This window comes from Sphingopyxis flava (assembly GCF_900168005.1).
GTDB classification, from domain to species: Bacteria; Pseudomonadota; Alphaproteobacteria; order Sphingomonadales; family Sphingomonadaceae; genus Sphingopyxis; species Sphingopyxis flava.
The window spans coordinates 21,839-45,703 of the sequence record NZ_FUYP01000028.1 but is presented as its reverse complement, the minus strand read 5'-3'; the positions used below and the strand labels follow the sequence as shown (position 1 = coordinate 45,703).

At 63.3% G+C, this 23,865-nt stretch carries 25 protein-coding genes and 3 pseudogenes; 21 read left to right on the top strand and 7 right to left on the bottom strand.

Annotation, left to right across the window (positions count from 1 at the left end; translation table 11 throughout):
* Positions 1-205 precede the first annotated feature (205 nt).
* The 4 genes from B5X69_RS17125 to B5X69_RS17110 are packed head-to-tail and all read left to right on the top strand — an operon-like array spanning position 206 to position 2,834.
* Entirely contained in the window at positions 206-1,393 is a 1,188-nt protein-coding gene (locus tag B5X69_RS17125) for a thiolase family protein (protein WP_079639808.1), read from the top strand.
* On the top strand, positions 1,390-1,650 hold the full coding sequence (locus B5X69_RS17120) for a hypothetical protein (protein ID WP_079639807.1): 261 nt from the start codon (positions 1,390-1,392) through the stop codon (positions 1,648-1,650). The genes B5X69_RS17125 and B5X69_RS17120 overlap by 4 nt, the downstream gene beginning before the upstream one ends.
* Positions 1,651-1,708: 58 nt before the next feature.
* Positions 1,709-2,446: a hypothetical protein gene (locus tag B5X69_RS17115; protein WP_079639806.1), complete on the top strand. Its 738-nt coding sequence runs from the start codon at positions 1,709-1,711 to the stop codon at positions 2,444-2,446.
* Positions 2,367-2,834 (top strand): RcnB family protein, encoded by a 468-nt coding sequence (locus tag B5X69_RS17110; protein WP_079639805.1) that lies wholly within the window; start codon positions 2,367-2,369, stop codon positions 2,832-2,834. Before B5X69_RS17115 ends, B5X69_RS17110 begins: the two co-directional genes overlap by 80 nt.
* Positions 2,835-2,903: 69 nt before the next feature.
* On the opposite strand, the gene B5X69_RS17105 is transcribed toward B5X69_RS17110, so the two are convergent.
* On the bottom strand, positions 2,904-3,365 hold the full coding sequence (locus B5X69_RS17105; RefSeq protein WP_079639804.1) for an SH3 domain-containing protein: 462 nt from the start codon (positions 3,363-3,365) through the stop codon (positions 2,904-2,906).
* Positions 3,366-3,530: 165 nt separating this feature from the next.
* On the opposite strand from B5X69_RS17105, the pseudogene B5X69_RS17100 reads away from it, so the two are divergent.
* Positions 3,531-4,058: pseudogene (locus B5X69_RS17100) on the top strand (ISAs1 family transposase); the annotation flags it as partial.
* Between the two features lie 358 nt (positions 4,059-4,416).
* On the opposite strand, the gene B5X69_RS17095 reads toward B5X69_RS17100, so the two are convergent.
* Positions 4,417-5,361, bottom strand: coding sequence for a nucleotidyl transferase AbiEii/AbiGii toxin family protein (locus B5X69_RS17095; protein WP_079639803.1), 945 nt, complete (start codon positions 5,359-5,361; stop codon positions 4,417-4,419).
* A complete protein-coding gene (locus tag B5X69_RS17090) occupies positions 5,358-5,969 on the bottom strand; it encodes a type IV toxin-antitoxin system AbiEi family antitoxin domain-containing protein (RefSeq protein ID WP_079639802.1) in 612 nt (203 codons plus the stop codon). The genes B5X69_RS17095 and B5X69_RS17090 overlap by 4 nt, the downstream gene beginning before the upstream one ends.
* Before the next feature lie 191 nt (positions 5,970-6,160).
* Between B5X69_RS17090 and B5X69_RS17085 the strand changes: the two are divergent.
* The 3 genes and pseudogenes from B5X69_RS17085 to B5X69_RS17080 form a co-directional block, all read left to right on the top strand.
* Positions 6,161-6,514, top strand: a pseudogene (locus B5X69_RS17085) (ISAs1 family transposase); the annotation flags it as partial.
* 8 nt (positions 6,515-6,522) lie between these two features.
* A pseudogene (locus B5X69_RS22485) lies at positions 6,523-6,681 on the top strand (ISAs1 family transposase); the annotation flags it as partial.
* Between the two features lie 63 nt (positions 6,682-6,744).
* A complete protein-coding gene (locus B5X69_RS17080; RefSeq protein WP_079639816.1) occupies positions 6,745-7,743 on the top strand; it encodes a 2-hydroxyacid dehydrogenase in 999 nt (332 codons plus the stop codon).
* Positions 7,744-7,783: 40 nt separating this feature from the next.
* Here the strand turns inward: B5X69_RS17080 and B5X69_RS17075 are convergent, their stop codons facing one another.
* From B5X69_RS17075 to B5X69_RS17065, 3 genes are all read right to left on the bottom strand, one after another.
* Positions 7,784-9,187 carry an NAD(P)H-dependent flavin oxidoreductase gene (locus tag B5X69_RS17075; RefSeq protein WP_079639801.1) on the bottom strand — a complete coding sequence of 468 codons (1,404 nt, stop codon included), beginning with the start codon at positions 9,185-9,187 and terminating at the stop codon, positions 7,784-7,786.
* Positions 9,188-9,269: 82 nt separating this feature from the next.
* Positions 9,270-10,454 (bottom strand): glycosyltransferase, encoded by a 1,185-nt coding sequence (locus tag B5X69_RS17070; protein WP_079639800.1) that lies wholly within the window; start codon positions 10,452-10,454, stop codon positions 9,270-9,272.
* Positions 10,427-11,272 carry an alpha/beta fold hydrolase gene (locus B5X69_RS17065; protein ID WP_245798787.1) on the bottom strand — a complete coding sequence of 282 codons (846 nt, stop codon included), beginning with the start codon at positions 11,270-11,272 and terminating at the stop codon, positions 10,427-10,429. The genes B5X69_RS17070 and B5X69_RS17065 overlap by 28 nt, the downstream gene beginning before the upstream one ends.
* Positions 11,273-11,454: 182 nt before the next feature.
* On the opposite strand from B5X69_RS17065, the gene astD reads away from it, so the two are divergent.
* The 6 genes from astD to B5X69_RS17035 all read left to right on the top strand — a co-directional run bounded on the left by astD (position 11,455) and on the right by B5X69_RS17035 (position 17,076).
* Positions 11,455-12,906, top strand: a complete 1,452-nt coding sequence (gene astD / locus B5X69_RS17060) for a succinylglutamate-semialdehyde dehydrogenase (protein WP_079639799.1) — start codon at positions 11,455-11,457, stop codon at positions 12,904-12,906.
* A gap of 163 nt (positions 12,907-13,069) precedes the next feature.
* Positions 13,070-13,867, top strand: a complete 798-nt coding sequence (cobA, locus tag B5X69_RS17055; protein ID WP_079639798.1) for a uroporphyrinogen-III C-methyltransferase — start codon at positions 13,070-13,072, stop codon at positions 13,865-13,867.
* Complete coding sequence (locus B5X69_RS17050) at positions 13,855-14,151, top strand: DUF2849 domain-containing protein (RefSeq protein ID WP_079639797.1); 297 nt, start codon at positions 13,855-13,857, stop codon at positions 14,149-14,151. The genes cobA and B5X69_RS17050 overlap by 13 nt, the downstream gene beginning before the upstream one ends.
* A 1-nt stretch (position 14,152) precedes the next feature.
* Positions 14,153-15,787 carry a nitrite/sulfite reductase gene (locus B5X69_RS17045; RefSeq protein WP_079639796.1) on the top strand — a complete coding sequence of 545 codons (1,635 nt, stop codon included), beginning with the start codon at positions 14,153-14,155 and terminating at the stop codon, positions 15,785-15,787.
* Positions 15,780-16,205 (top strand): DUF934 domain-containing protein, encoded by a 426-nt coding sequence (locus B5X69_RS17040; protein WP_079639795.1) that lies wholly within the window; start codon positions 15,780-15,782, stop codon positions 16,203-16,205. The genes B5X69_RS17045 and B5X69_RS17040 overlap by 8 nt, the downstream gene beginning before the upstream one ends.
* Positions 16,198-17,076: a phosphoadenylyl-sulfate reductase gene (locus tag B5X69_RS17035; RefSeq protein ID WP_079639794.1), complete on the top strand. Its 879-nt coding sequence runs from the start codon at positions 16,198-16,200 to the stop codon at positions 17,074-17,076. The genes B5X69_RS17040 and B5X69_RS17035 overlap by 8 nt, the downstream gene beginning before the upstream one ends.
* A gap of 44 nt (positions 17,077-17,120) precedes the next feature.
* On the opposite strand, the gene B5X69_RS17030 is transcribed toward B5X69_RS17035, so the two are convergent.
* Positions 17,121-18,632 carry a replicative DNA helicase gene (locus B5X69_RS17030; protein WP_079639793.1) on the bottom strand — a complete coding sequence of 504 codons (1,512 nt, stop codon included), beginning with the start codon at positions 18,630-18,632 and terminating at the stop codon, positions 17,121-17,123.
* A gap of 127 nt (positions 18,633-18,759) precedes the next feature.
* Here B5X69_RS17030 and B5X69_RS17025 point away from each other — a divergent pair, with 127 nt between their 5' ends.
* The 7 genes from B5X69_RS17025 to B5X69_RS16995 all read left to right on the top strand — a co-directional run bounded on the left by B5X69_RS17025 (position 18,760) and on the right by B5X69_RS16995 (position 23,859).
* A complete protein-coding gene (locus tag B5X69_RS17025; RefSeq protein WP_079639792.1) occupies positions 18,760-19,257 on the top strand; it encodes a UPF0262 family protein in 498 nt (165 codons plus the stop codon).
* A 9-nt stretch (positions 19,258-19,266) separates the two neighbouring features.
* The gene (locus B5X69_RS17020) at positions 19,267-20,025 is read left to right on the top strand and encodes a glycoside hydrolase family 25 protein (protein WP_079639791.1); all 759 of its coding nucleotides are present in this window, start codon (positions 19,267-19,269) and stop codon (positions 20,023-20,025) included.
* Positions 20,018-20,476 carry a cytidine deaminase gene (locus B5X69_RS17015; protein WP_079639790.1) on the top strand — a complete coding sequence of 153 codons (459 nt, stop codon included), beginning with the start codon at positions 20,018-20,020 and terminating at the stop codon, positions 20,474-20,476. The genes B5X69_RS17020 and B5X69_RS17015 overlap by 8 nt, the downstream gene beginning before the upstream one ends.
* 38 nt (positions 20,477-20,514) lie before the next feature.
* Positions 20,515-21,069 carry a dCTP deaminase gene (dcd, locus tag B5X69_RS17010; RefSeq protein ID WP_079639789.1) on the top strand — a complete coding sequence of 185 codons (555 nt, stop codon included), beginning with the start codon at positions 20,515-20,517 and terminating at the stop codon, positions 21,067-21,069.
* 121 nt (positions 21,070-21,190) lie between these two features.
* Entirely contained in the window at positions 21,191-21,706 is a 516-nt protein-coding gene (locus tag B5X69_RS17005) for a DoxX family protein (protein WP_079639788.1), read from the top strand.
* Between the two features lie 70 nt (positions 21,707-21,776).
* Positions 21,777-22,949: a saccharopine dehydrogenase family protein gene (locus B5X69_RS17000; protein ID WP_079639787.1), complete on the top strand. Its 1,173-nt coding sequence runs from the start codon at positions 21,777-21,779 to the stop codon at positions 22,947-22,949.
* Between the two features lie 103 nt (positions 22,950-23,052).
* Positions 23,053-23,859, top strand: coding sequence for an acyl-CoA thioesterase (locus B5X69_RS16995; RefSeq protein ID WP_079639786.1), 807 nt, complete (start codon positions 23,053-23,055; stop codon positions 23,857-23,859).
* Positions 23,860-23,865: the final 6 nt, after the last annotated feature.

Here is a 23,865-nt window from a genome sequence, read left to right as displayed (position 1 = left end):
TGCGCGCTCAGGACGATAAGCACAGCATCAAGGTCCGGCGAAGACTCGCCAATCTCTACCCAGACTACCTCCAAAAACTCCTCACCAAAGACACCGTGTTAACCTGAAGCGATTCCCCTGCCCGCTTGCCCCTCCCCTCTTTCGCAGGTGCAGCATTTCGGCTAATTCAACCTCAGACCTTCTTTCCCCTACGGAGTCTTAATCCATGACCGCCACCGATCCCGTCGTTTTCCTCTCCTATGCCCGCACCCCAATGGGAAGCATGCAGGGCGCGTTGTCGGACGCGAGCGCGACCGATCTGGGCGCCACCGCGGTCAAGGCTGCGGTCGAGCGCGCGGGCGTCAAGGGCGACGACATCGAACGCATCTACATGGGCTGCGTGCTGCCCGCCGGGCTCGGCCAGGCTCCGGCGCGGCAAGCTGCGATCAAGGCGGGCCTTCCCAAGTCGGTTCAGGCCACCACCGTCAACAAGGTGTGCGGTTCGGGGATGCAGACCGTGATCATGGGCGCCGAGGCGCTTGCAGCGGGCAGCATCGACCTCGTCGTCGCAGGCGGCATGGAATCGATGACCAACGCGCCATACCTCCTCAAGAAGCACCGCTCGGGCGCGCGCATCGGGCATGACACCGCTTATGACCATATGTTTCTCGACGGGCTCGAGGACGCCTATGAAGCGGGACGCGCAATGGGCACCTTCGCGCAGGATACGGCCGACGCCTATCAGCTCAGCCGCGAGGCGCAGGATGAGTACACGCTGGAGTCGCTTGGCCGCGCCAAGGCGGCGATCGCCGACGGCGCTTTTGCGAGCGAAATTGCGCCAGTGACCATCGCCGGTCGAAAGGGTGATGTCGTTGTCGATACCGATGAAGCGCCGGGCAAGGCGATGCCCGACAAGATCCCGACGCTGAAGCCGGCCTTTGCCAAGGACGGCACCATTACCGCCGCAACCAGCAGCTCGATTTCGGACGGTGCCGCCGCAGTTGTTCTGACGCGGCAATCGGTCGCCGAGGCTAAGGGCAAAAGACCGGTCGCCAAGCTCGTAGCGCATGCCGCGCATGCACAGGATCCCAAGGATTTCACCATCGCTCCGATCGGCGCGATCAACAAGGTCCTGGCCAAGGCGAGCTGGACGATCGGCGATGTTGACCTGTTCGAAATCAATGAGGCTTTCGCCTGCGTTGCGATGTTTGCCATGCACGATCTTGGCATCCCGCGCGACAAGATCAATGTGCACGGGGGCGCGACGGCGCTCGGCCATCCCATCGGGGCGAGCGGCACCCGCATCATCACGACGCTGATCGCCGCGCTGCAACGCCACGGCAAGACGCGGGGCATCGCGAGCCTTTGCATCGGTGGCGGCGAAGCGACCGCAGTCGCCATCGAGCTGGTTTGATACGCGGGCTTACTCCTGCACTCGCTGGCGCCGCGGCGGCCGCGACGCCCGTGCAGGCGAAGCCAGGCGAGGTTTTGCCCGCACCCATGTCAGCCAACGACGCAGAAGCCGTTCAGACGGCGGGCAGCCCGGCCCAAAGTCTTTACACATATGATCAGGCCGCCTGGCCCACGACCGACGCGCTCTTGGCAGCGGTGCCCGAGGCGACATTGGAGACGATCCGCGGCTGGGTGCTCACGCCCGAGGGCGAGAGCTAGCGGGTGACCCATTATACGGGGGGATCCCGGCTCCCCTCACCGCGCTATCTTTTTCCCGGTGTGGATTGGCAAAACGAAGGTCGAGGACGCAAGACTGCGCATCGAAGGCGACGATCGACTTTCCGCCGAGGAAGCACGGCTCGTCGCTGCGTCGGATGCTGTTTCCTCCGAAGGGAAGATGCAATGCGCCGACCGGCCATTCAACCGCGTCATTTTGCCTCATGCGGGAACGGCCGGCGCCGATCTTGTCTATTTGTTGACCCCCCAGACGCAGACGAGCAGCATTCCGCTCGGTGGTCATTATCGCGCCGAGGTGAAGCATGGCAGGATTATTGCCGAGCGCATTTTCACCAACGCTTGCCTTGAGCTGCCCGTCGACAAGGGAGCAGAGACGCTTGTTGTTTCGCATCTGCTCGACCCGATTCCCACCGAAATCCACATCTTCTCGGTCTTTGCAGCGCGCAGGCCGATCTATGTGATTACCGCGAAGAACGAGCGGATATGGGCCGCAGAGGTTTCCGGGGGGAGAAGCGCGGGTGCGCCTTGTCAGATAGGGCTGCGGGCCCCATGGCGCTGCGACAAAGTCGCGACACATTGCGACACTCCTGACCCGAATATAAACGCGGCATTCCAACGCCGTTCAAATCGGGCCGCCTATTCCTTTCTCAGTCATCGGGCAGATCCCCTCCCCCTGACGGATGCAAAGGATTGGCAATATGAAGAAGATGAAATTTCTCACCGCCGGCCTGATTGTCGCGATGATGGCACCCGCGGCGGCACAGGCACAGACCGGTGAGCTTCGCCGTGACCGCCAGGAGATCCGCGAGCAGAAGCGCGACGTACGTCAGGCCATACGTCACGGCGACGCGCGCGACGTGCGCAAGCAGCAGCGCGATCTGCGCGAAGCGCGCAAGGAATATCGCGAGGATTTGCGCGACTGGCGCCGCGATAATCGCTATCAGAACTGGCGCGCACCATTCAAATATCGGCAGTTCCGGATTGGATCGACGCTGCGGCCCACCTACTACGCACCGGCCTACCGGTTAAATTACGACAGTCGCTGGGGCCTGCCTAAGGCGGGACGAAATATCGCCTATGTCCGACACTATAATGACCTGCTGCTGGTCAACGTGCGCAGCGGCAAGGTGATCAAAGTCTATTATAACCACTTCCGCCGGCGCTGAGCGAGGAGACAGTATGAGGGCCGGACAGGCGACCGTCCGGCACTCTCCTGCGCACTGCTGCAGGGGGCATCAGTCGCCCCAGATATGGTCGGCTTCGATCCAGCCGCGCTTCCCCTTGACGTCGAACAGGCACCAGCCCTTCTTGCAATCGGTGATGCGCCCCACCACGCCGGCCTCGGCGCGATAGGAGACCGCTGCTGCAGGATCGGGCGACTGGCGCATCGGACGCACCCCGCCGGTGACGATCGCGGTTCGCGTGCGGCTCAAAAGGCGCGCAGCCATCCAGCCCCGCGTGCCGTCGGGATCCTCGACCTTGCGCCAGTTTTCATGTCGCGCAATCACCTTCACTGGGAGGTCGCGGCGCCGATATTCCCAGATCACCGGCACGTCGGGCGACGGCCCCTTTCGCATCCGTGCCTCATCGACGCTGATCGAGGCCCAATAGGGCAGCTCGGGACTGGACGACTGAGCAGCGGCGGGGCCGATGACGGCAAGACTGAGCGAAATCAGGGCAAATCTTCGGCTGGTCATGGCCAACCCTTGTCAAAATCGGCATAGATTATCAACCGGCCGCAGCGTGCAAACGACCCGTCGTCCACAGCCCTTCGCGGCCAGCGGAATCGCATTTGAAAAATATAGTAGCGCGATGAGTTGATATGGATTCTTTGGGTGTCCTTCACAGTAAGGAGGATATCCATGTCCTGGTTTGCCGCGGCGTTTGATGATCTTCGCGATCCGCGAACGGGCAACGCGCGGCGTCACGATCTGCTGGAAGTGCTGACGATGGCGCTGACGGCGTCGATTTGCGGGGCGGAGAGTTGTTCGGATTTTGCGGATTTCGCGGTGGATCGCGAGGATCTGTTCCGGGAATTTCTGCGCCTTGAGAATGGGGTTCCCAGCCATGACACCTTCTCCCGGATTTTCCGGCTGCTGGATCCGGCAGCCTTTGCACGCTGCTTCGAGCAGTTTCTGACCGCTCTTGGCGAAGCGGGTGCCGGTGTTGTCGCCATCGACGGCAAGACACTGCGGCGCTCGTTCGACACGGCAGCCGGCCGATCGCCGCTGGCGGTGGTGACGGCCTTTGCCTCGTGGACACGCACCGTCATCGGCCAGGAAAGCTTCCGTCCGGGGGAAGGCGACAGCGAAATCCTTGCCGCAAGAGCGCTTCTGGAATGCCCGCATCTCACGGGCCAGCTTGTCACCGCCGATGCCCTGCACTGCCAGACAGTGCCGCGACCGGCTGCTTCATTCTGTTTCCGGCCTCGAGCAAGGGCGCGTCGATCTCGATCAAGGAGACCAATGCTGCCGTCAGGAGCATCAGCCGAAAGAAATAGGCTTGGCGACCAAGCGGGGACGTCGACCGATGACGTGTTCATCAACTTTCCTTTGGCAGCGGCTATGCGCCGACCTTTCGCGCGCTGATCTTCACGATTTTTGTCTGCGGGTTCCGGCTGCACCCGGCTAGGGAGATGGATGACGCCGGGCAGACGGCAATGACAAGCTCTACAACTTGATCGATGAATGCCGTTAGGGCATTCGACTGACTAACAACGGGCAGCCTGGCTAGTTTGCTGCTCGGTTCTTATAGTTGATTCCATCCACGACCGGGGAACCAGTGAAGCTGTCCGCCCCCTTCGGCCGCCGACAGTTCGTGCATAACGGGACCGAGGAAAAGCCGTAGTCGGTCGATCAGTTCGGGAAAGGACGGCGGCTCCAGCGTCGGCGCGGCGCGATTGAGGAAGGCTCGCCATTGAGCGAGCTTGTCCGGCCGCTTCCCGAATTCCGGAGTCAGGCCGGCGGGCCAGTTGACCGGGATCGGCCTAGCGCGCGCATTGAGCGTCCGGCGCACCGCTTCGAGCAGCGTTCCCGCATCGAAGGGGAATGTCTCGGTGATCGCCCATATGTCGTAATGATCCTTGAGCCGCGTCGTGTCGGCATCGAAGCGGACCATCGCATCGAACTTCTCCGCGATCACGCTTTCCGCGGGATAGGCCCGGATATGCGCGGGGGGCAGATCGGGGATGAGGCGCGGATAGTCGAGATCGAGCGGCGCGGGGTGGACCGGATCGCCAAAGCCAATGTCGATCAGGATGGGGATGCGTGTGCTCTTCAGGCACGCTTCGAGCCGGACATGCAGGCCGCGATAATCTTCATCCTCGCGCGTGCGTTCAACCTTCACGCTGTCCGCGACGAAGATCAGGCCATCCGCCGATGCGTCGGTGTCCGGTTCCAAGCGACAAAGGTCCGCGAAGATCGTTCGCGCTGCGTCCACATCATCGTCCCCGAAGCCTAGCAGGTCGAGGTCGCCGGTGGCCCGGAACGGCGCATCCGCCCATGCGGCGAACAACATCGCGCCTTTCAGGACATAGCGGTTGCGCGCATTCGTTCGGGACAGACGATACAACAGCCGTTCGATGCCGTAGCGGACAAGGAGGCGCTGAAAGTCCTGACCGGAGGCGCGCGCCTGGTCGAGCAGGCGTTGGCGGACCGACACCGCCATATCGCGCTTCTGCGGCGGCTTCGTCACGACAGGCTTTCCAAGTAGGGACGCATGACGTTCTGGACGCGGCAGATCGTGGCGTAGCGTCGGAGATCGGCATGAGTCGCCTTGCGCCGACGCAGACCGTCGCGCAGTGCCTCGATCGCCACGTCGAGACCAACCCGGCTGCGATACTTAAAGCAATCGACGATGGTTTTGGCCGGATCGTAGATCGGCACGGCGACGCCTTCGATTTCGGCCGTCATGCGGCCCGCTTCAAAGGCTTCACCCGACGCACGCACCGTTTCGATGCGGAAGGGCAGCGTTCGCGGAATTCGCGCCTTGTGATGGAAGCAGATCCAGACTGTGTGTGGGAGCTGCGTGGTCAGTCCATGATATTGCAGCGCGGACAGGAGCGCGATGACGCCGTGCGGTGCGAGCCGCGCGGCTTCGGCGAGGCTATGCGCCGCGTCAATGTCCTCGGCGTCGGCGAGCTGATACAGCCCGCGCGCAAGCCGGACGAGCTGCCCCTGTTCGCACAGGCGCGCGATGCTCGCCGGCGGGATGCCCGCTTCGCGGAAATCCCGCGCCCGCGCGATCCCGCGCGAACGGGCAATGGCAATAGCCTTGTCTGACAGGGTTGCTGCTACGTTCATGCGGCCTTGATGATACAAAATGTCGGCACTTGTCAATAAGTGCCGACATTTGGTGTCGGTCGTCGCGTAGGCTTTTGAGCCAGTGACGCTCAAGCCAACCCGCCCAGGCGAATCGCATTTGAAAAATATAGTAGCGCGATGAGTTGATAGGGATTCTTTGGGTGTCCTCCGCAATAAGGAGGAGGATATCCATGTCCTGGTTTGCCGCGGCGTTTGATGATCTTCGCGATCCGCGAACGGGCAACGCGCGGCGTCACGATCTGCTGGAAGTGCTGACGATGGCGCTGACGGCGTCGATTTGCGGGGCGGAGAGTTGTTCGGATTTTGCGGATTTCGCGGTGGATCGCGAGGATCTGTTCCGGGAATTTCTGCGCCTTGAGAATGGGGTTCCCAGCCATGACAGCTTCTCCCGGATTTTCCGGCAGCTGGATTCGGCAGCCTTTGCACGCTGCTTCGAGCAGTTTCTGACCGCTCTTGGCGAAGCGGGTGCCGGCGTTGCCGCCATCGACGGCAAGACATTGCGGCGCTCGTTCGACACGCCAGCCGGCCGCGCCGCAGCCGAAAGGACCATGCCCCCGAAAATCTCGCAACCTTGCGCAAGCTCGCCCTCAATGTCCTGCGAACCGCCAAACCCGAAATCTCCATCAGGAGAAAACGCAAACGCTCCGGATGGTCCAACGCCTTCCCCAAAACCATCCTCGGTCAAATGCGATCGCCCTGCCTTCGCGGCCGCGGCCTCTTGACCCCCGGCGGCGGCCGCGCTCTATCGGCGGCCATGCTCGATTCGCCTCGCCCCAAACGCCCGCGCGTCATCGTCACCCGCCAGCTCATGCCGCACGTTGAGGCGCGCATGGCTGAGCTGTTCGAGGTCGTGCTATCGGCGCACGACCGCGCCTTTTCGGTCGAGGCGCTGAAAGCCGCCGTCGCGGATTGCGACGTCCTGGTGCCGACGGTGACCGACAATATTACCGCTGAAATTCTCGACGCCGCCGGGGAGCGGCTCAGGCTGATCGCCAATTTCGGAGCCGGGGTCGACCATATCGATCTTGCCGCGGCGCGCGCGAAAGGCATCATGGTCTCGAACACGCCGGGGGTCTTCACCGAAGACACCGCGGACATGACAATGGCGCTGATCCTCAGCGTCCCTCGCCGGCTCGCGGAAGGCGAAAAGCTGATGCGCTCGGGCAAGTGGGAGGGCTGGGCGCCCAGCACGATGCTGGGCCACCGCGTTGGAGGCAAATTGCTCGGCATCATCGGCATGGGTCGCATCGGGCTGGCGGTCGCCCGCCGCGCCCGCGCCTTTGGCCTTTCGATTCACTATCATAACCGCAAACGCCTGCCCGCCGAAGTCGAGCAGGAACTCGGCGCGAGCTATCATGCGAGTATCGACACGCTGCTTCGCATCAGTGACGTGGTCACAATCCACTGCCCGCACACCAGCGAAACGCACGAAATGGTGAACGCCGCGCGCATTGCGGCAATGAAGCCGACCGCCTACCTCATCAACACCGCGCGCGGGGAGATCGTCGACGAAAAGGCGCTGATCGCGGCGCTCAAGAGCCGCCGGATCGCGGGCGCGGGCCTCGACGTCTATGCGCAGGAGCCGGTAGTCGACCCCGAATTGCTCGCGCTCGACAACGCCGTTCTCCTTCCGCACCTCGCGTCAGCGACAATCGAAGGACGCGAGGCATCGGGCGAAAAAGTCATCGCCAACATCCGCGCCTGGAGCGACGGCCACCGGCCGCCGGACCAGGTGCTGGAGGGATGGGTCTGACATCCATCGTCCCGGCTTGCGCTGAGACGAGGTATCAGAATTAATCCCCCGTCAAAATCCGGTCGACCAGCTGCTTCACCGTTGGGGTGAAGTTGTTCGAATAGAAGGGGTCGGTCTTGAAGTTGAACGCGGCATGACCTGCAAACATCAGATTCTGTTCGGTGTCGCCGCCGTGCGCGATGTCCTGCAGCGTTTTCTGGATGCAGAAGCTGCGAGGGTCGGCGAGATAGCCGGTCGAATAATCATCATGGTCCTTCCACGATGAAAAGCCGCAGTGCGAGAGGCATCCCATGCAATCAGCCTGATCCTTGCGGATCATCGCCTTGTCGTCCTCGGTCACAAAGACCACCGTGTTGTCGGGGGTCTTCAAGGCTTCGCTATATCCCTCGGCCACCCAGTCCCGCGCGCGGGCGCGATCGTGGGGCGTAACCCAGAAATTCTTGCCCTTCACCCCGACATCGAGCTGAACGATATGGTCGCCCGCCTCCTGCTTTGAATAGGGAATCTGGCGTTCCGAGCGCATCTCGAGATCGCGCAAGAAGGGGTTTCGCACCGCGCTGGAATAAAATCCCGTGGGCGAGAAGCGGTGAAGCAGCACGTCGCCTTCGTCGAGGGTGCGGAGGCGGTCTTTCCATGCCTGCGGGATCGGGCTTTCTTCGGTCAGCAGCGGCCGCGTCCCATATTGGAAGGCGATCTGGCCAAGCTCCGGATTGCCGATCCAATGCTCCCAGTCGCGCAGGTACCAGACGCCGCCTGCCATCACGATCGGCACATCGTCTGCAATTCCCTCGGCGCGCATCGTGTCGCGCAGCGCCTTGACGCGCGGATAGGGATCCTCGGGGACCAGCGGGTCCTCGGCATTCGATAGACCATTATGTCCGCCGGCGAGCCAGGGATCCTCGTAGACGACCGCTGCCATGAGGTTGGCAACCTTGTGATAGGCTCGCTTCCACAGCGCACGAAACGCGCGCGCCGACGAAATGATCGGCAGATAATGAACATTATGCCGCGCCGCGATCTCGCTCAATTTATAAGGCATGCCTGCCCCGCAGGTGACGCCGGTGACGAGCCCCTTCGTCCTTTCGAGCACACCTTCGAGCACGCGCTGCGCGCCGCCCATTTCCCAAAGCACGTTGATGTTGATGGCGCCTTTGCCGCTTGCAATGTCGTAGGCGCGCTTCACCTGCTCGACCGCACCGTCGATCGCATAGCTCACAAGTTCGTCGTGTCGATCACGCCGTGTCAGGGCGCGATAGATTTGCGGGATGATCTTGCCTTCGGCATCATAGCTGTCGGCGTTCACGGCCGACACAGTGCCGATGCCGCCTGCCGCGGCCCAAGCGCCGCTCGACCGATGATTGGTCGCCGATACGCCCTTGCCACCCTCGACCAGCGGCCAGACTTCGCGTCCGCCGTAGACGATGGGCTTCAAACCTTTGAACACTTCAGAACCTCTTTCTGTCCGCCGGCTGCGCACCCGCGAGCCGACCCCTACCGTTTCCGTAAGCGGAAGACGGTCCTCTTTGTCAATCGATCCCCATCCAGCGTCCGCTGAAAAGACCATAGCCTTCAAGCGAGCGAGCATAGAGCCTTTCATAGGAATCGACCATCATTGATTCGTCAAATCCTTCTGCGGCCGCGCGCCGGTTCGCCGCGCCAAGGGCCGCGCGAAGCGCTCCATCGTCTGCCAGCCTCAGCAGTGCGGCGCGAAACGCCGCTTCATCGCCCGGGATGAACGGCCGGTTTTCGTGCGCCACCATCGCTGCGACGTCGCCGACATCGGGGCTGATGACCGGAAGGCCCGCCGCCATCGCTTCGATTACTGCAATCGGTGCCTGTTCGCTAAGCGAGGACAGGGCAAGCAGGTCGAAATGGCCGATCCAGCGCGCTGGCTCGGGCATGAAGCCGGGCATGACGAGCCGATCCTGCATGCCGCAGGCCACCGCCTCGGCGGCAATCGCCGCGCGCTCGGGACCCTCGCCAACGATTACCAGTCTCACATGCGGCGGCAGAATTGCCACTGCGCGAACGAGCCGCGGCAAATCCTTGACCTTGCGCAGGCCGGCAACCGTGCCGATCACGACCTCGCCCGCACGCCGCACGAGGCCGGGGATCAGCATGGTCGGACTTCGAGAATAGGCAGACACGTCTATCCCGTTGCGGATCAGCCGCGTGCGCGCACTCATCTTCCATTCGGCGGCGGCGATCTTTTGGAGCAGAACCGACGGCACGACCAGCGCCTCTGTAGCCGGGAGCGCGAGACGGCGAAACGCATTGCGCTTCCAGTTGCGCTGGACGCTCTCATCCTCGTTGAACCCGTCCTCATGGTGAACGAGCGGCGGCAAGCGCATAAACGGCGCAAAGACGCGGCGCGCCATAACTGCGTCCATCGCCCCCCAATTATAGCTGAGAACGAGGTCGAAGTGCTGCATATAGGCAGCCAGGTCGCGGTAGCGGGCGAGCGACGGCTTGCCGTAAAGCGGCGGCGCATCGTGCGGGAAATTCACCTTTATCCCCGGCGCGATCGCGTCGCGCGCGCCGAGCGCGCCGGGCATTGCCGAGAGGATCACATGCTGCGCACGATCTCCCATGAGGTTCATCAGGCGCACCGCGCGCGCTTCCTTGCCGCCGAGCGAGAAGCTCGAATGGAGGTGCAGGATGCGGACCGGGTGCTCGCGGCCGGTCACGATGCGGGCAGGTCCGCGAGCCAAGCATCGACCGCCGCAACGGCGGCGGGTTCGTCCATCGTCGGCGCGTGCCCGACGCCGGGCACTTCAACGACCCGCGCGCGCGGCAGCATCCTGGCCATCTTCGCTGCCGCCCGCCTTGCCAGAATGTCCGAAAGCGCGCCGCGCAGCACCAGCACCGGAATGTCGCCGAAGGCCCGGTAGGCCGGCCACAGGTCGACTGGCTGCTCGGGCGCTGGCAGGCGCAGCGGGGCCGCGATCTGCTTGTCATAATCCGTGACGATCCGCCCCTCAGGCGTCAGCCGATGGGTGCGTTTGGTGAGGCGCAGCCAGTCGTGAAGACCATAATCGGGATACACGGTCGAATTGAGTTGCGCCAAGGCGCGCGCCGCATGGACCCATGTCGGCTGGCTGCCGCCGGCCCCGATATAGTCGCGGATGCGTTCGAGCCCCTTCGCTTCGAGTTCGGGGCCGACGTCGTTGAGGACGGCGCCGACGAGCCGCCCGGGCATGCTGGCCGCCATCAGAATCGATACCAGCCCGCCGAGCGATGTGCCGATTGTCGCAAAGCGGCCAATCTGGAGCTCATCCAAGAGCAGCGAAACATCCTCGACATAGATCGGCGGGACGTAGGTCATAGGATCCTTGGCATAGGCGCTTTCACCGCGGCCGCGAAACTCGACAACGATGGTTCTGCGCGTCTTCGCAAGGTGCGGCGCGAGCGCCTCGAAGTCGCGGGCATTGCGCGCAAGACCGGGCATGCAGAGTATGGGCGGCGCGTCCCCGGCTTCCCCGGGGCGGGCATAGACGCGGGCGTGCAACCGGATGCCGTCGGCGGACATCCAGAAATGATCTGTCCAGTCGCGCCCTGCGGCCCGGATGTCCTGCTCGACCGAAATGGCCCGTCCCCTTTTTGCGCGTTTCCAGACGCCGTCTATCGCCAACCCGGCGGCGCCGTGCAAGCGGTGCATCGCGGTCGGCGCGGTTGCCGCCACTCGCTTTCACCGATAAGAGGCGAGCGACCATGAGCGAAGAGCTGCTTTCTTTCGAACCCGCGACCGGCGAAAGCCTATGGCGCGGGCCCGTCAGCCGCGTCGACGACGAGGTCGAGATTGCCCGCCGTGCATGGCCCGCCTGGGCGGCACAGGCCGTCACCTTTCGCGCCGAAGCGCTCCGCCGGTTCGCCGACCGGGTGAAAGCGGAGGCCGAGACGCTCGCCGATCTGATCGCGCGTGAAACGGGCAAGCCCCTCTGGGAAGCGCGCACCGAGGTCGAATCGGTCGCAAACAAGGTCGACATTTCGGTAAAGGCCTATGCCGAGCGCACCCCGAACCGCCGCATCGAGGGCGCGATGGGGCTGCGCAACGCGGTGCGCCACAAACCGCACGGCGCGCTGGCCGTGCTCGGCCCCTATAATTTCCCGGCACACCTGCCCAACGGCCATATCACACCCGCGCTGCTCGCGGGCAATTCGGTTCTGTTCAAGCCGTCCGAAAAAACCCCGGCGACCGGCGCGAAACTTGTCGAACTCTTCCATAGCGCGGGCGTCCCCAATGAGGTGCTGCGCCTGGTGATCGGAGGCCCTGCGACGGGAAGAGAGCTCGCTTCGCACGAGGGGATCGACGGGCTGCTCTTTACCGGCTCGGCACGCACCGGGCTTGCCCTCAGCCGCCAGTTCGCCTCAACGCCCGGCAAGATGCTTGCGCTCGAAATGGGGGGCAATAACCCCATTGTGGTCTGGGACACCGCCGATCTTCGCGCCGCCGCCATTCTCGTCGTCCAGTCGGCCTTTCTGAGCGCGGGGCAGCGCTGCACCAATGCCCGCCGGCTGATCATCAAGGACGCCCTGGCCGACGGGTTGCTCGAAGAAGTGAAGTCGCTCGCGAATCGGTTGATCGTCGATCATCCGCACGCCGATCCCGCACCCTATATGGGACCGGTGATCGACAATGAGGCGGCGGACGGCCTGACTGAGAGCTTCCTCGTCCTGATGTCGAGCGGCGGCCAGGTCATCCGCCACATGACGCGGCCGCAGGCAGGCCGCCCCTTTCTGACGCCCGGTATCATCGACGTCACCGCCATGGCCGAGCGCCCCGATATCGAGCTGTTTGGGCCGTTGCTGCAGGTCATCCGCGTCGAAAGCTTCGAGGCCGCGATCGCGGAGGCCAACAACACGGCCTTTGGACTTTCCGCCGCGCTGATCGGCGGGACACCACAGCTTTACGACCAATTCTGGGCGAACGCACGTGCCGGCGTTATCAATTGGAACCGCCCCACCAACGGGGCCTCTTCCGCCGCTCCTTTCGGAGGCATCGGCCTCTCGGGCAATCATCGCCCCAGCGCCTTCTATGCCGCCGACTATTGCGCCTACCCGGTCGCGAGCAGCGAAAGCGACGCGCTTCGCGCCTCGATCGGGGTGGGACTGCGCGATACGCAGGATGGCAAACCCCCATTGATCCGCAAGGGGTTTCTGTAACCAGCTTCCGGCATGGAGGCGATCCCTAGTCTGCGCTGCGCTCTCGATCTGCGGGCGCCGGCACCGGGTCTGCTTTGCGGACGATCGTGGGCGCAATTTTACCTTCACCGGCATCAAAAAAGCCTGCTTTGCCATATGGACGCCCGCCGCTCATCTACGCGGCATGGAAAAGACTCCTCCGCTTGCAGGCAAGCTGTGGCTCGTCGGCGCCGGTCCCGGCGATCCCGACCTGCTGACGCTGCGTGCCGCCCGACTGCTCACACGCGCCGATCTCGTCGTTCATGACGGGCTTGTCAGCGACGATGTGCTCGCCTTGATCCCGCCCGATGTGGAACGGGTCAGCGTCGCCAAACAGCGCAGCCGTCACTCGATGCGGCAGGAGAAGATCAACGAGCTGCTCGTTCGCGAGGCGCGCGCCGGCAAGCAGGTGGTTCGCCTGAAGGGCGGCGATCCCTTCATTTTCGGGCGCGGCGGTGAGGAGCTTGACGCTGCGCGCGAAGCGGGCATCGATTGCGAGGTTGTCCCTGGCATCACTGCAGCGGCGGGCTGTGCCGCCCAGGCCGGCCTCCCTCTCACCCACCGCGCCGACGCAAGCGCCGTAAGCTTCGTTGCGGGGCAGTGCAAGGATCTGACGGACCAGAACTGGTCAGGGCTCGCCGGGCACGGCCGCACGCTTGTCATTTACATGGGGCTCGCAACGGCATCGGCGATCGCCGACAAGCTGATTACCGACGGGGTCTCGCCTGGACTGCCGGTTGCGGTGATCGAGCGCGGCACCGCAGCCGATGCGCGGGTGCTTCGCACGCTGCTGACCGACCTCGGCGACCTTGTGGAACGCGAAGCGGTCAAGAGCCCTGCGCTCATCGTCGTGGGCAAGGTAGCGGCGCGCGCCGACGCGCTCGACTGCCTCGGCGCCGCGGCCTTCACGACTTCAACGAGGGATTTTTCATGCAGCTTTTGACGGGCAACGACCTGAAATCGGGCGCTGTGATCTGGTGGACCGGCCGCGGCTGGTCGCGCCATGTCGAGGACGCCGTCGACGTCGGCGATCAGGGCGAGGCGATCCTCGCCGCCGAGGACGGCGCGCGCCGGGTGAACGGCGGCTATATTATCACCGCCGAGAATACGCCGGACGGGCCGCGCCCTTCCCATATCAAGGACCGCATCCGTGCCCTTGGGCCGACGGTCCGCCCCGACCTGACACTGAAACCCGCCGATCCGGCGGCCGGCGACTGGGTGATCTGACATGTATAAATATGACCAATATGATCAGGCGATGGTCGACGCGCGCGTTGAGGAATTCCGCGACCAGACCCGCCGCCGCATCGCGGGCGAGATGAATGACGACCAGTTCAAGCCGCTCCGGCTCAAAAATGGTCTCTATCTGCAGCTTCATGCCTATATGCTGCGCGTCGCCATTCCCTACGGCACGCTCAATTCGAGCCAACTTCGCAAGCTTGCGGAAATCGCGCGCAAATATGACCGTGGCTACGGGCATTTCACCACGCGCCAGAATCTCCAGTATCACTGGATCAAGCTTGAAGAGGCGCCCGACATTCTTGCCGAGCTCGCGACGGTCGAGATGCATGCGATCCAGACCAGCGGCGAAAGCATCCGCAATATTTCGGCCGACCAATATGCGGGCGCCGCCGCTGACGAGATCTGCGACCCGCGTCCGTGGGCAGAGCTCTTGCGGCAGGCGACAACCTTTCATCCCGAATTCAGCTACCTGCCGCGCAAGTTCAAGATCGCGGTCATCTCCTCCGCCGCCGACCGTGCGGCGCTGCGCTGGCACGACTGTGCGCTGCGTATCGTACGCAACGACAAGGGCGAGGAGGGCTTTGAAGTCTACGCAGGCGGCGGCATGGGGCGCACACCCTTCATCGCTTACAAGATTCGTGACTTTTGCCCCGCGTCGCAGATTTTCTCCTATATCCAGGCGATCCTGCGCGTCTGGAACCATCACGCGCGCCGTGACAATATCCACAAGCAGCGGATGAAGATACTGGTCCATGACCTCGGCGAGGAGGAGTTCCGCCGCCAGGTCGAGGAAGAGTTCCAGCATTTCCTGACGCTCGGAACGGACTTTCCGCAGGCCGAATATGACCGGATCGCGGCCCATTTCGCGCCGCCCCCGTTTGAAACCGGCCTAGCCGATGAGATTGACCGAGCCGACCCCGATTTTGCGATCTGGGTCGATCAGCAGGTGATCGCGCACAAGGCGCCGGGATATGCGATCGCGAATATCAGCCTGAAGCCGATCGGCGGCATCGGCGGCGATATCACCGCCGAGCAGATGGAGATCGTCGCCGGCCTCGCCGAGCGCTACAGTTTTGACGATGTCCGCGTGACGCATGCGCAAAATCTTGTCCTGCCGCACGTCCGCAAGGTTGATCTTTACGCGGTTTGGGAAGCGTTGCGCGATGCAGGGCTCGCGGACGCCAACCTCGATCTTGTGACCGACGTTATCGCCTGCCCCGGGCTCGATTATTGCACCCTTGCCAACGCACGATCGATTCCGGTCGCGCAGAAGATCCAGCAGCGGTTCGCCGACCTCGACCGCCAGCGCGACCTCGGCGAGCTCAAGATCAAGATCTCGGGCTGCATCAACGCCTGCGGTCACCACCATGCGGGGCATATCGGCATTCTCGGCGTCGATCGCAAAGGCACCGAGAATTACCAGCTGCTGCTTGGGGGGTCGGGCGCGGAGGATACCACGCAGGCCAAGATTACCGGACCCGGTTTCGACGAAGACGGCGTGGTCGATGCCGTCGAGCGCGCGATCGAATGCTACCGCAGTCATCGCACCGAGGGCGAACGTTTCCTCGATACCTATCGTCGCGTCGGCTTCGACGCCTTCAAGGAGGCTATTTATGGCTGAGGCTCTGCGTTTCCGGAACGACGATCCGGTCGAGGAACCCGCGGTCTCGCTCGATGCTTTCCTGGCGCAGGATAGCGCAAGCGCGGTGCGGATCGAGGCGGGCGACGATCCGCGCCGACTGATCCCCCATCTTTCGAGGGTGAAACTGGTTGAGATCGGGATCCCGCGCTTTCGCGATGGCCGCTGCTTTACCTCAGCGCGAATCTTGCGCGAGGCGGGCTATGAGGGCGAAATCCGTGCCGAAGGCGATGTGCTCGTCGATCTCGTCTTCTTCATGCGCCGCTGCGGTTTTGACAGCTTTGCCCCGCAGGCGGGGCTGAACCGCGCCGATGTTGACGCCGCGCTCAGCCGATATCCGCATGTCTATCAGCACGCCGCCGACGGCGCTGTGCCGATCTGGAAGCTCCGGCATGGCTGACACCTCCAAGATCCCGTTCGCATCGAGCGAAGTCGAGGCTGCTCATGGTCACCCCCGACCGGCAGATGTCTCGGCGGCGCGCGCTGCGAGCGGCGACAAGGGGGAAGAACGACATCGCGACCGGATAAATGTGGCGCCGCGCTTCACCCAAGCCGACGTCATCCGCCTCAACAATCTCTTCCGCGGTCAGGACGCAGCGGAAGCGGTGGCAAGCGTGCTTGGAGCGGGACTGATCGGCGATACAGCGATCGTCTCGAGCTTTGGCGCCGAAAGCGCGGTGCTGCTCCATCTGGTGACGCAGATCGCGCCCGACATCCCGATATTGTTCCTCGACACGGGCAAACATTTCCCTAAAACGCTCGCTTATCGCGACGAGCTGGCGGCGCGCCTCGGTCTCAACGTCGTCAACCTGACCCCCGATACAGAAGAGCTTGCGAAGAAGGACGCGACCGAACTGCGCTGGTCTTATGACCCCGACGGTTGCTGCGAGATACGCAAGGTCAAGCCGCTCGAAAAGGCGCTGACCGCTTACGACGCCTCCATCACGGGCCGCAAGGGCTTTCAGTCGTCCACCCGTCAAGGCCTGCCCCGCTTCGAGCTCGATGGGAGCAGCGGACGGCTGAAGTTCAATCCGCTCGCGAACTGGACGCGCGAGGATCTTGATGCCTATTTCGAGGCGCACAAGCTTCCGCGTCATCCGCTCGAGGCACAAGGCTATCCTTCGATTGGCTGCTCGCCGTGCACCTCGAAGGTCAAGCCCGGCGAGGACCCGCGTGCGGGCCGTTGGCGCGGCTGGGACAAGACAGAATGCGGCATCCACGAGGCCGTGACCCCGCTCGCCGAAGACCCCGCGAACGATCCGGCCTTTTAATCACAGTCGCAAGGACGACGCTTAGCTTTCGATCGGAGGAATGCCTACTCATAGTCGGCATAGGCCTGGCTTTCGTCGGCCAGATCGCTGAATTTCGTCGTCTTGGCGTCGAAGTGCAGGCGAATTTTGCCAGTCGAGCCGTGACGCGATTTGGCGACGATCACTTCGGCGAGCCCGAATACCCGCTCCATCTCGGCCGCCCATTCCTCGTGCGCTGCGTGGATCTTGACATCGTCGCCTTCAACCGGACGCTTGGGTTCGCGCGCCGCGACATAATAATCTTCGCGAAATACGAAAAGCACCATGTCTGCGTCCTGCTCGATCGAGCCGGACTCGCGAAGGTCCGAGAGCTGCGGGCGCTTGTCTTCACGGCTCTCAACCTGACGGCTGAGCTGCGATAACGCCATCACGGGCACATTAAGTTCTTTAGCCAACGTCTTGAGACCACGTGAGATTTCCGAAATCTCCTGCACGCGGTTGTCACCGCTTCGCGAGGATCCTTGAAGAAGCTGAAGATAGTCGACCACGATGAAGCCGATGCCGTGACGCCGCTGAAGCCGGCGCGCGCGGGTGCGCAGGCCGGCGATCGTCAAGCCGGGTGTGTCGTCGATGTATAAGGGCAGGGTTTGAAGTTGCTGCGCAGCGCGGCTTAGCTGCTGGAACTGATCCTTGCTGATCTTGCCCATGCGCAATGCCTCGCCCGATACGCCCGACTGCTCGGCAAGAACGCGCGTCGCGAGCTGGTCAGCCGACATTTCGAGGCTGAAGAAAGCGACCTTTGCGCCCATATTCTTTTCAGGTGGAATGCCGTCTTCGTCGTCGCGGCGATATCGCTCGGCGGCGTTATAGGCGATATTGGTCGCCAGCGACGTTTTGCCCATGCCCGGACGACCCGCAAGAATCATCAGATCGCTGTTGTGCATGCCGCCGATCTTGGCGTTCATGCTGCTGATACCGGTGGTGATACCCGACAAATGTCCGCCGGAATTGAGCGCGCGTTCGGCCGCTTGGAGCGCTGTGAGGCTCGCAGCGCTGAAGCTCTTCACCGAGCCCATCTCGGCTTCGCCGCCCGCTACGCGATAAAGCGCGGTCTCGGCCTCTTCGATCTGCGCCTGCGGATCGACGCTTTCGCTGGTATCCAGCGCGCTGTCGACCAGCGTGCGGCCGACATCGACCAGCTCGCGCAGCAGCGCAAGGTCGTATATCTGCCGTGCAAAGTCGCGCGCACCGATCAGTCCCGCACCGCTCCCGGTGAGCTGCGCAAGGTAGCCGACCCCGCCGACTGCCTTCATCGCCTCGTCATTTTCGAAATAGGGCTTGAGCGTAACGGGTGTGGCAATGCTGTTGCGCTCGATCAGCGCCATCGCCTGCGCGAAAATGCGGCCATGAAGCGGCTCGAAGAAATGTGCAGGGGTGAGCTGGACGGGCAAATCCTCGACGACGCGATTGTCGATCAGAATCGCGCCCAGAAAAGCCGCTTCAGCCTCGACATTGCGCGGCAATTGACGGTCGTCCCCGGACGAAGCCGGGGCGGGAATGAGGGCAAGCTCGGGCATAGGGTCTTCATGCTTTGCTGGTCGCTGCAGCGCAACCGGCGATATTCTCAAGTCTATCATAACTGTGGAATGCTGTGAATAAGTCGCCCTTGCCCTTCGCTGCGCGCCAAGTAGAAGCACAACCGGCATGACCGATCTCGACCCCTCGAAGCAGCGCATCATTTCGGTCGAGCTCGACGAGAGTTCGATCGTCTGGCGCAACCCCGATGTCGAGCAGGAGCGCCGGGTCGCGATTTTCGACCTTATTGAAGATAATAAATTTGTCCCTCAGCGTGGACATCCCGACGGTTATGCCGGGCCCTACCGGCTGCGGCTGCGGGTCGAGGAAGGGCGGCTGATCTTCGAAATCAGCCGCGAGGACGGATCTGCGCTCGAGGCGATTATCCTCGGACTTGGGCGGTTCCGCCGCCCGATCCGCGATTATTTCGCCATTTGCGACAGCTATTATCAGGCCATCAAGACGGCGACCGCGCAGCAGATTGAGACGGTCGACATGGCGCGGCGCGCGCTGCACAATGAGGCGGCCGAGATGCTGATGGACCGCCTCGACGGCAAGATCGCGGTCGATTTCGATACCGCAAGACGGCTCTTCACGCTGATTTGCGTTCTCCATATCAAGGGCTGACGGGTGGCAATGGGGGCGACATTCACGAGGCGCAAGGGGCGGGCCAAGCCTCGGCGAAATTGGCGCGGGGCGATTCTGCACTGGCTGCGCCGCACGCTCGCGCTCGCTGCGCTTATCCTGCTCGCGATCGGGCTCGCCCTCTGGTGGGCGGCGCGCTGGACCCCGCCACGCGAGAGATATCCGCTGCAGGGGGTCACGATCGACGCGGACAACGGCGACGTGCACTGGGGATCGATCAAGGCCGCGGGCGCGGACTTTGCTTATATTTTTGCGACCGACGGCGACCGCCGGGTCGACCCCATGTATGCGCGCAACATGGCCGCAGCGCGCGAAGCAGGGATGCGCACAGGGCCAATCCATCGCTACGATCTTTGCAGGCTTGCGACGGATCAGGCTGCGAATTTCATTCGCCAGGTACCGCGAAGGATCGATGCACTGCCGGCGGCCGTCTGGCTCGACTATGACAATCGGTGCCCCGACCGGCCCACGCGCGCGCTGCTGTTGAGCGAACTTGCGACCTTCCTTGCCCAGATCGAGGCGCATATGGGCAAGCGCAGCCTGATCGCGCCCGGTCCGAAGCTGGAGGCCGACTACAAGGTGACAAGCGGGATCGCGCGCACCACATGGCTGCGCCGCAATTTCTTCACCCCCGATTATGGCGCTCATCCCTGGGCGATGTGGCAGGCCAATGACTATGTGCGGTTGTCGGGCGCTCGTGGTACCGTCGGCTGGAACGTCGTCCGCGCCGAAGGATTGAGTGATGAGTGACCATGAAGCCCGCGACGCTCTGATCGCCGCCGCACGCGACGCCGCAGCCCGCGCTTACGCCCCCTATTCGGGCTTTCAAGTGGGCGCCGCGCTGCTCCTCGACAATGGCGATGTCGTCACCGGCGCGAATGTCGAAAATGCAAGCTATGGCCTGACGCTGTGCGCCGAAACCGCCGCGATCGCCAAGATCGCCAACGAAGGCTGGCTCGACCGGCTTAGCGCGGTCGCGATTATCGGAGGACGAGCGGAGGGCGATGCGCTGCTTGGGAGCGACCCGGTCCACCCCTGCGGCCGGTGCCGGCAGATATTGAACGAAGCTGCGGAACGTTCGAAAAAGGACATCGCCGTCCACTGCGCCTCAGCCGATGGCCGCACCGTGAAGAGCTATAGGCTGAGCGAACTCTTGCCCGCAGCCTTCGGCCCCAAGGATCTCGGGCTCATCGCTGACTGACCGCTTGCGCAACGCGCGCCGTGCCGACAAGAGAAACCATGGCCATTCTTTCCGACAAATGGATTCGCCAAGCCGCCCGGACGCAGGGCATGATCGAGCCGTTCGTCGAGGCGCAGCGCCGCGACGGTTGCATCAGCTACGGGCTCTCTTCCTACGGCTATGACGCGCGCGTCGCGCCCGAATTCAAGATCTTTACCAATGTCGACAGCGCCGTCGTCGACCCCAAGGATTTTGCATCGAACAGTTTCGTGGACCGCGAAACCGACGTCTGCATCATCCCGCCAAACAGTTTCGCACTCGCCCGCACGGTAGAATATTTTCGTATCCCTCGCGACATCCTTGTCATCTGCCTCGGCAAATCGACTTACGCACGCTGCGGGATCATCGTGAACGTGACCCCACTCGAGCCCGGCTGGGAAGGCCATGTGACGCTCGAATTTTCGAACACCACCCCGCTTCCGGCCAAGATCTATGCGAACGAGGGCGCGTGCCAGTTTCTGTTCCTCCAGGGCAATGAGCCATGCGAGACGAGCTATGCCGATCGGGCAGGAAAATATATGGGGCAGAAGGGCGTGACCCTGCCAAAGCTCTGAACGGGCGGGCCGACGGCAGCCAAAGCTCTGATCTCCTCGCCCCCGTCAACAGGCGGAACCTCCCGGCGTCCCGAGCGTCCTTCGCACAAGCGGACGGGGCGCGAAAAACGGAGGATCCCCCATGTCCATGATCGCCGTCTTCTTCGGCCGCCTGTTCATCGCCGTCATTTTCCTCGTCTCCGGGATCAGCAAGCTGATCCATGTGTCGGACACCCATGCAATGATTGCCGCCGCAGGGCTTCCCGGCGCCCTCGCTGTGCCGACGGGCTTATTCGAGCTTCTCGCGGCCTTGTGCCTCATCTTCGGGGTCGCCACGCGGCTGTGGTCGATCCTCCTTGCGGTCTTCGTGCTCCTCACCATCCTCTTCTTCCACCGCGAGTTCACCGACCCGGTGCAGGCAATGGCCGCCATGAAGAATCTTGCAATCGCCGGCGGCCTGCTTTGCCTCTTCGGCTATGGTCATACGCGCTGGAGCTATGACGCCCTTCGCCAGCGCCGGCGCGACGAGCATGCAAAATATGAGGCCGAACGCCGCGCCAGCGAAGCTGAGCTGCGCGCCGCGCGCGCAGAAGGCCGCGCCGAGATGGCCGGCGAATCCGCCGTCATCGTGGAAAAGCGTCCTTTCTGGCGTCGATGACGCTTCGCGCTTGGCATCTCTTTCGGCCTGCGCTAGCCTCCACTTAACGTTTACGTAAAGGGAGGCTCCCATGGCGGACACGCGCGAGTTCGACATCATCGTCTATGGCGCCACGGGATTCACCGGGCGGCTCGTTGCGGAATATCTTGCCGCGCATTACGCAGGGAGAGGAGACGCGCCCAAATGGGCGATGGCGGGGCGCAGCGCGGGCAAGCTCGCCGAAGTGCGCGAGCTGATCGGCGCGCCCGGCAACACGCCGCTGGTCATCGCCGACGCGGGCGACCCACAAAGCCTCGATGCGATGGCAGCGCGCACTCGCGTCATCCTGACGACCGTCGGTCCCTATCAGCTCTACGGCAGCGCACTCGTCGCCGCCTGCGTTCGCCAAGGAACCGCCTACGCGGATCTGTGCGGCGAGCCGGGTTGGATGCGCGAGATGATCGACACGCATCAGGCGGCCGCTCAGCAGTCGGGTGCACGCATCACCTTCAGCTGCGGGTTCGATTCGATCCCGTTCGACCTTGGTGTGCTGTTCCTGCAGGCGGAGGCGGTGAAGCGCCACGGCATCCCCGCACCGCGCGTCAAGGGCCGGGTGCGCAAGATGCAAGGCGGCGCCTCGGGCGGCACTATCGCGAGCCTCAGCGAAACCTTGAGGGCTGTTGCCAAAAAGCCTTCGCTCGCGCTTCTCCTCCAGTCATCCTTTGCCCTTACCCCCGGGTTCGAGGGACCGCATCAACCAACCGGCCTCATCCCCGAATATGATCCCGCGGCGGGGACCTGGACGGCGCCATTCGTGATGGCGCCGATCAACACCAAGAATGTCCACCGCACCAATTTCCTCCTCGGTCATATCTGGGGGAAGGACCTCGTCTATGACGAGATGGTGATGACAACGATCGGCGATGCCGGCAAGGCGATGGCCGAGGCGATGGCGAAAGCCAATCCCTTCGGCGACGCGAAGCTGAAACCTGGCGAGGGCCCGAGCAAGGAACAGCGCGAACAAGGCTTTTACGACATTCTCTTCATCGGCGAGTATCCAGACGGCCGCGAGGTCCGGGCAAGCGTTCAGGGCGACCGCGACCCGGGCTATGGCTCCACTTCAAAAATGCTCGCAGAAACAGCTATGGCATTGCTCGAAAGCAAGGGCGAAGGCGGTGTTTGGACACCCGGCGCGCTATTGGGTGAGCTGCTCATCGGCCGGCTGACGCGCGAGGCCGGTTTGACTTTCCAGATCGAGGATTGACCGCCAGTCCCATCGCTTGTTTCGGACTTGCCCGATGCGTCGAGGCGCAGCGCAAACCCTCGTCCCGGCAAGGCACGATGAGCCATCAAAGAAGAGCCCTCCCATGACTGACCGCCCCTCCCTGTCTGCTCTCGACACGCTTCTTGCCACACTGAAGGTGGAGGATGGCCGCGCCAGGGCCCATATCGATGAAGGCTGGATGCAAGGCCGCACGGCCTATGGCGGGATCAGTTCAGCGCTCGCGCTCGCCGGCACGATGGCGATCCATCCGAGCGAGGCTCCGCTGCGCTATGCGCAGATCAGCTTTGTCGGGCCGGTGGGCGGCGACTGCACCATCGAAACGCGCGTGCTGCGCCAGTCGAAATCGAGCCTGTTCGTCGATGCAGGGGTTACGAGCGCCTCGGGCTTCGGGACGGCTGCGGTTTTCGCCTTCTCGCCCGACCGGCCAAGTCACCTCGACCACAACCGGCTGACAATGCCCGAGGCCCCGGACCCGGAAACGCTCGCACCGGTCCCCGACCATAAGGTCCGGCCGGCCTTCACCCGGCATTTCGACATGCGCCCGACCACCGGCCCGCGCTTCGCGTGGAGGAGCGACGTCGGCGAATATCTGACCTGGGTTCGCTTTGTCGAGGAACCCGCCTGTCACCCGGCGGTCGCCCTCCTTGCAATGGGCGATGCGCTACCTCCCGCCGCGATGGCGCTGTTCACCGAGTTTGGCCCTATCAGTTCGATGAACTGGACGGTCAACATGCTGACCGCAACCCCGCGCACCGAGGGCGGCTGGTGGCTCCTGTCGGCAAAGACGGGCTATGCGCGCGCCGGCCTCTCGGTGCAGGACATGATGCTGTGGAACCGCGCGGGTGAGCCGGTTCTCAGCGGAAGCCAGGCCATCGCGATTTACGCTTGACGTTCA

Excerpts from the sequence above, each read along its gene's own strand:
- B5X69_RS17040 (WP_079639795.1), top strand. The coding sequence starts at position 15,780 with ATGGCTGAGGCTCTGCGTTTCCGGAACGACGATCCGGTCGAGGAACCC.
- B5X69_RS17080 (WP_079639816.1), top strand. The coding sequence starts at position 6,745 with ATGCTCGATTCGCCTCGCCCCAAACGCCCGCGCGTCATCGTCACCCGC.
- dcd (WP_079639789.1), top strand. The coding sequence starts at position 20,515 with ATGGCCATTCTTTCCGACAAATGGATTCGCCAAGCCGCCCGGACGCAG.
- cobA (WP_079639798.1), top strand. The coding sequence starts at position 13,070 with ATGGAAAAGACTCCTCCGCTTGCAGGCAAGCTGTGGCTCGTCGGCGCC.
- B5X69_RS17030 (WP_079639793.1), bottom strand. The coding sequence starts at position 18,632 with ATGCCCGAGCTTGCCCTCATTCCCGCCCCGGCTTCGTCCGGGGACGAC.
- B5X69_RS16995 (WP_079639786.1), top strand. The coding sequence starts at position 23,053 with ATGACTGACCGCCCCTCCCTGTCTGCTCTCGACACGCTTCTTGCCACA.
- B5X69_RS17050 (WP_079639797.1), top strand. The coding sequence starts at position 13,855 with ATGCAGCTTTTGACGGGCAACGACCTGAAATCGGGCGCTGTGATCTGG.
- B5X69_RS17005 (WP_079639788.1), top strand. The coding sequence starts at position 21,191 with ATGTCCATGATCGCCGTCTTCTTCGGCCGCCTGTTCATCGCCGTCATT.
- B5X69_RS17020 (WP_079639791.1), top strand. The coding sequence starts at position 19,267 with ATGGGGGCGACATTCACGAGGCGCAAGGGGCGGGCCAAGCCTCGGCGA.
- B5X69_RS17105 (WP_079639804.1), bottom strand. The coding sequence starts at position 3,365 with ATGACCAGCCGAAGATTTGCCCTGATTTCGCTCAGTCTTGCCGTCATC.
- B5X69_RS17065 (WP_245798787.1), bottom strand. The coding sequence starts at position 11,272 with ATGTCCGCCGACGGCATCCGGTTGCACGCCCGCGTCTATGCCCGCCCC.
- B5X69_RS17110 (WP_079639805.1), top strand. The coding sequence starts at position 2,367 with ATGAAGAAGATGAAATTTCTCACCGCCGGCCTGATTGTCGCGATGATG.
- B5X69_RS17125 (WP_079639808.1), top strand. The coding sequence starts at position 206 with ATGACCGCCACCGATCCCGTCGTTTTCCTCTCCTATGCCCGCACCCCA.
- B5X69_RS17035 (WP_079639794.1), top strand. The coding sequence starts at position 16,198 with ATGGCTGACACCTCCAAGATCCCGTTCGCATCGAGCGAAGTCGAGGCT.
- B5X69_RS17015 (WP_079639790.1), top strand. The coding sequence starts at position 20,018 with ATGAGTGACCATGAAGCCCGCGACGCTCTGATCGCCGCCGCACGCGAC.
- B5X69_RS17090 (WP_079639802.1), bottom strand. The coding sequence starts at position 5,969 with ATGAACGTAGCAGCAACCCTGTCAGACAAGGCTATTGCCATTGCCCGT.
- B5X69_RS17000 (WP_079639787.1), top strand. The coding sequence starts at position 21,777 with ATGGCGGACACGCGCGAGTTCGACATCATCGTCTATGGCGCCACGGGA.
- B5X69_RS17025 (WP_079639792.1), top strand. The coding sequence starts at position 18,760 with ATGACCGATCTCGACCCCTCGAAGCAGCGCATCATTTCGGTCGAGCTC.
- astD (WP_079639799.1), top strand. The coding sequence starts at position 11,455 with ATGAGCGAAGAGCTGCTTTCTTTCGAACCCGCGACCGGCGAAAGCCTA.
- B5X69_RS17045 (WP_079639796.1), top strand. The coding sequence starts at position 14,153 with ATGTATAAATATGACCAATATGATCAGGCGATGGTCGACGCGCGCGTT.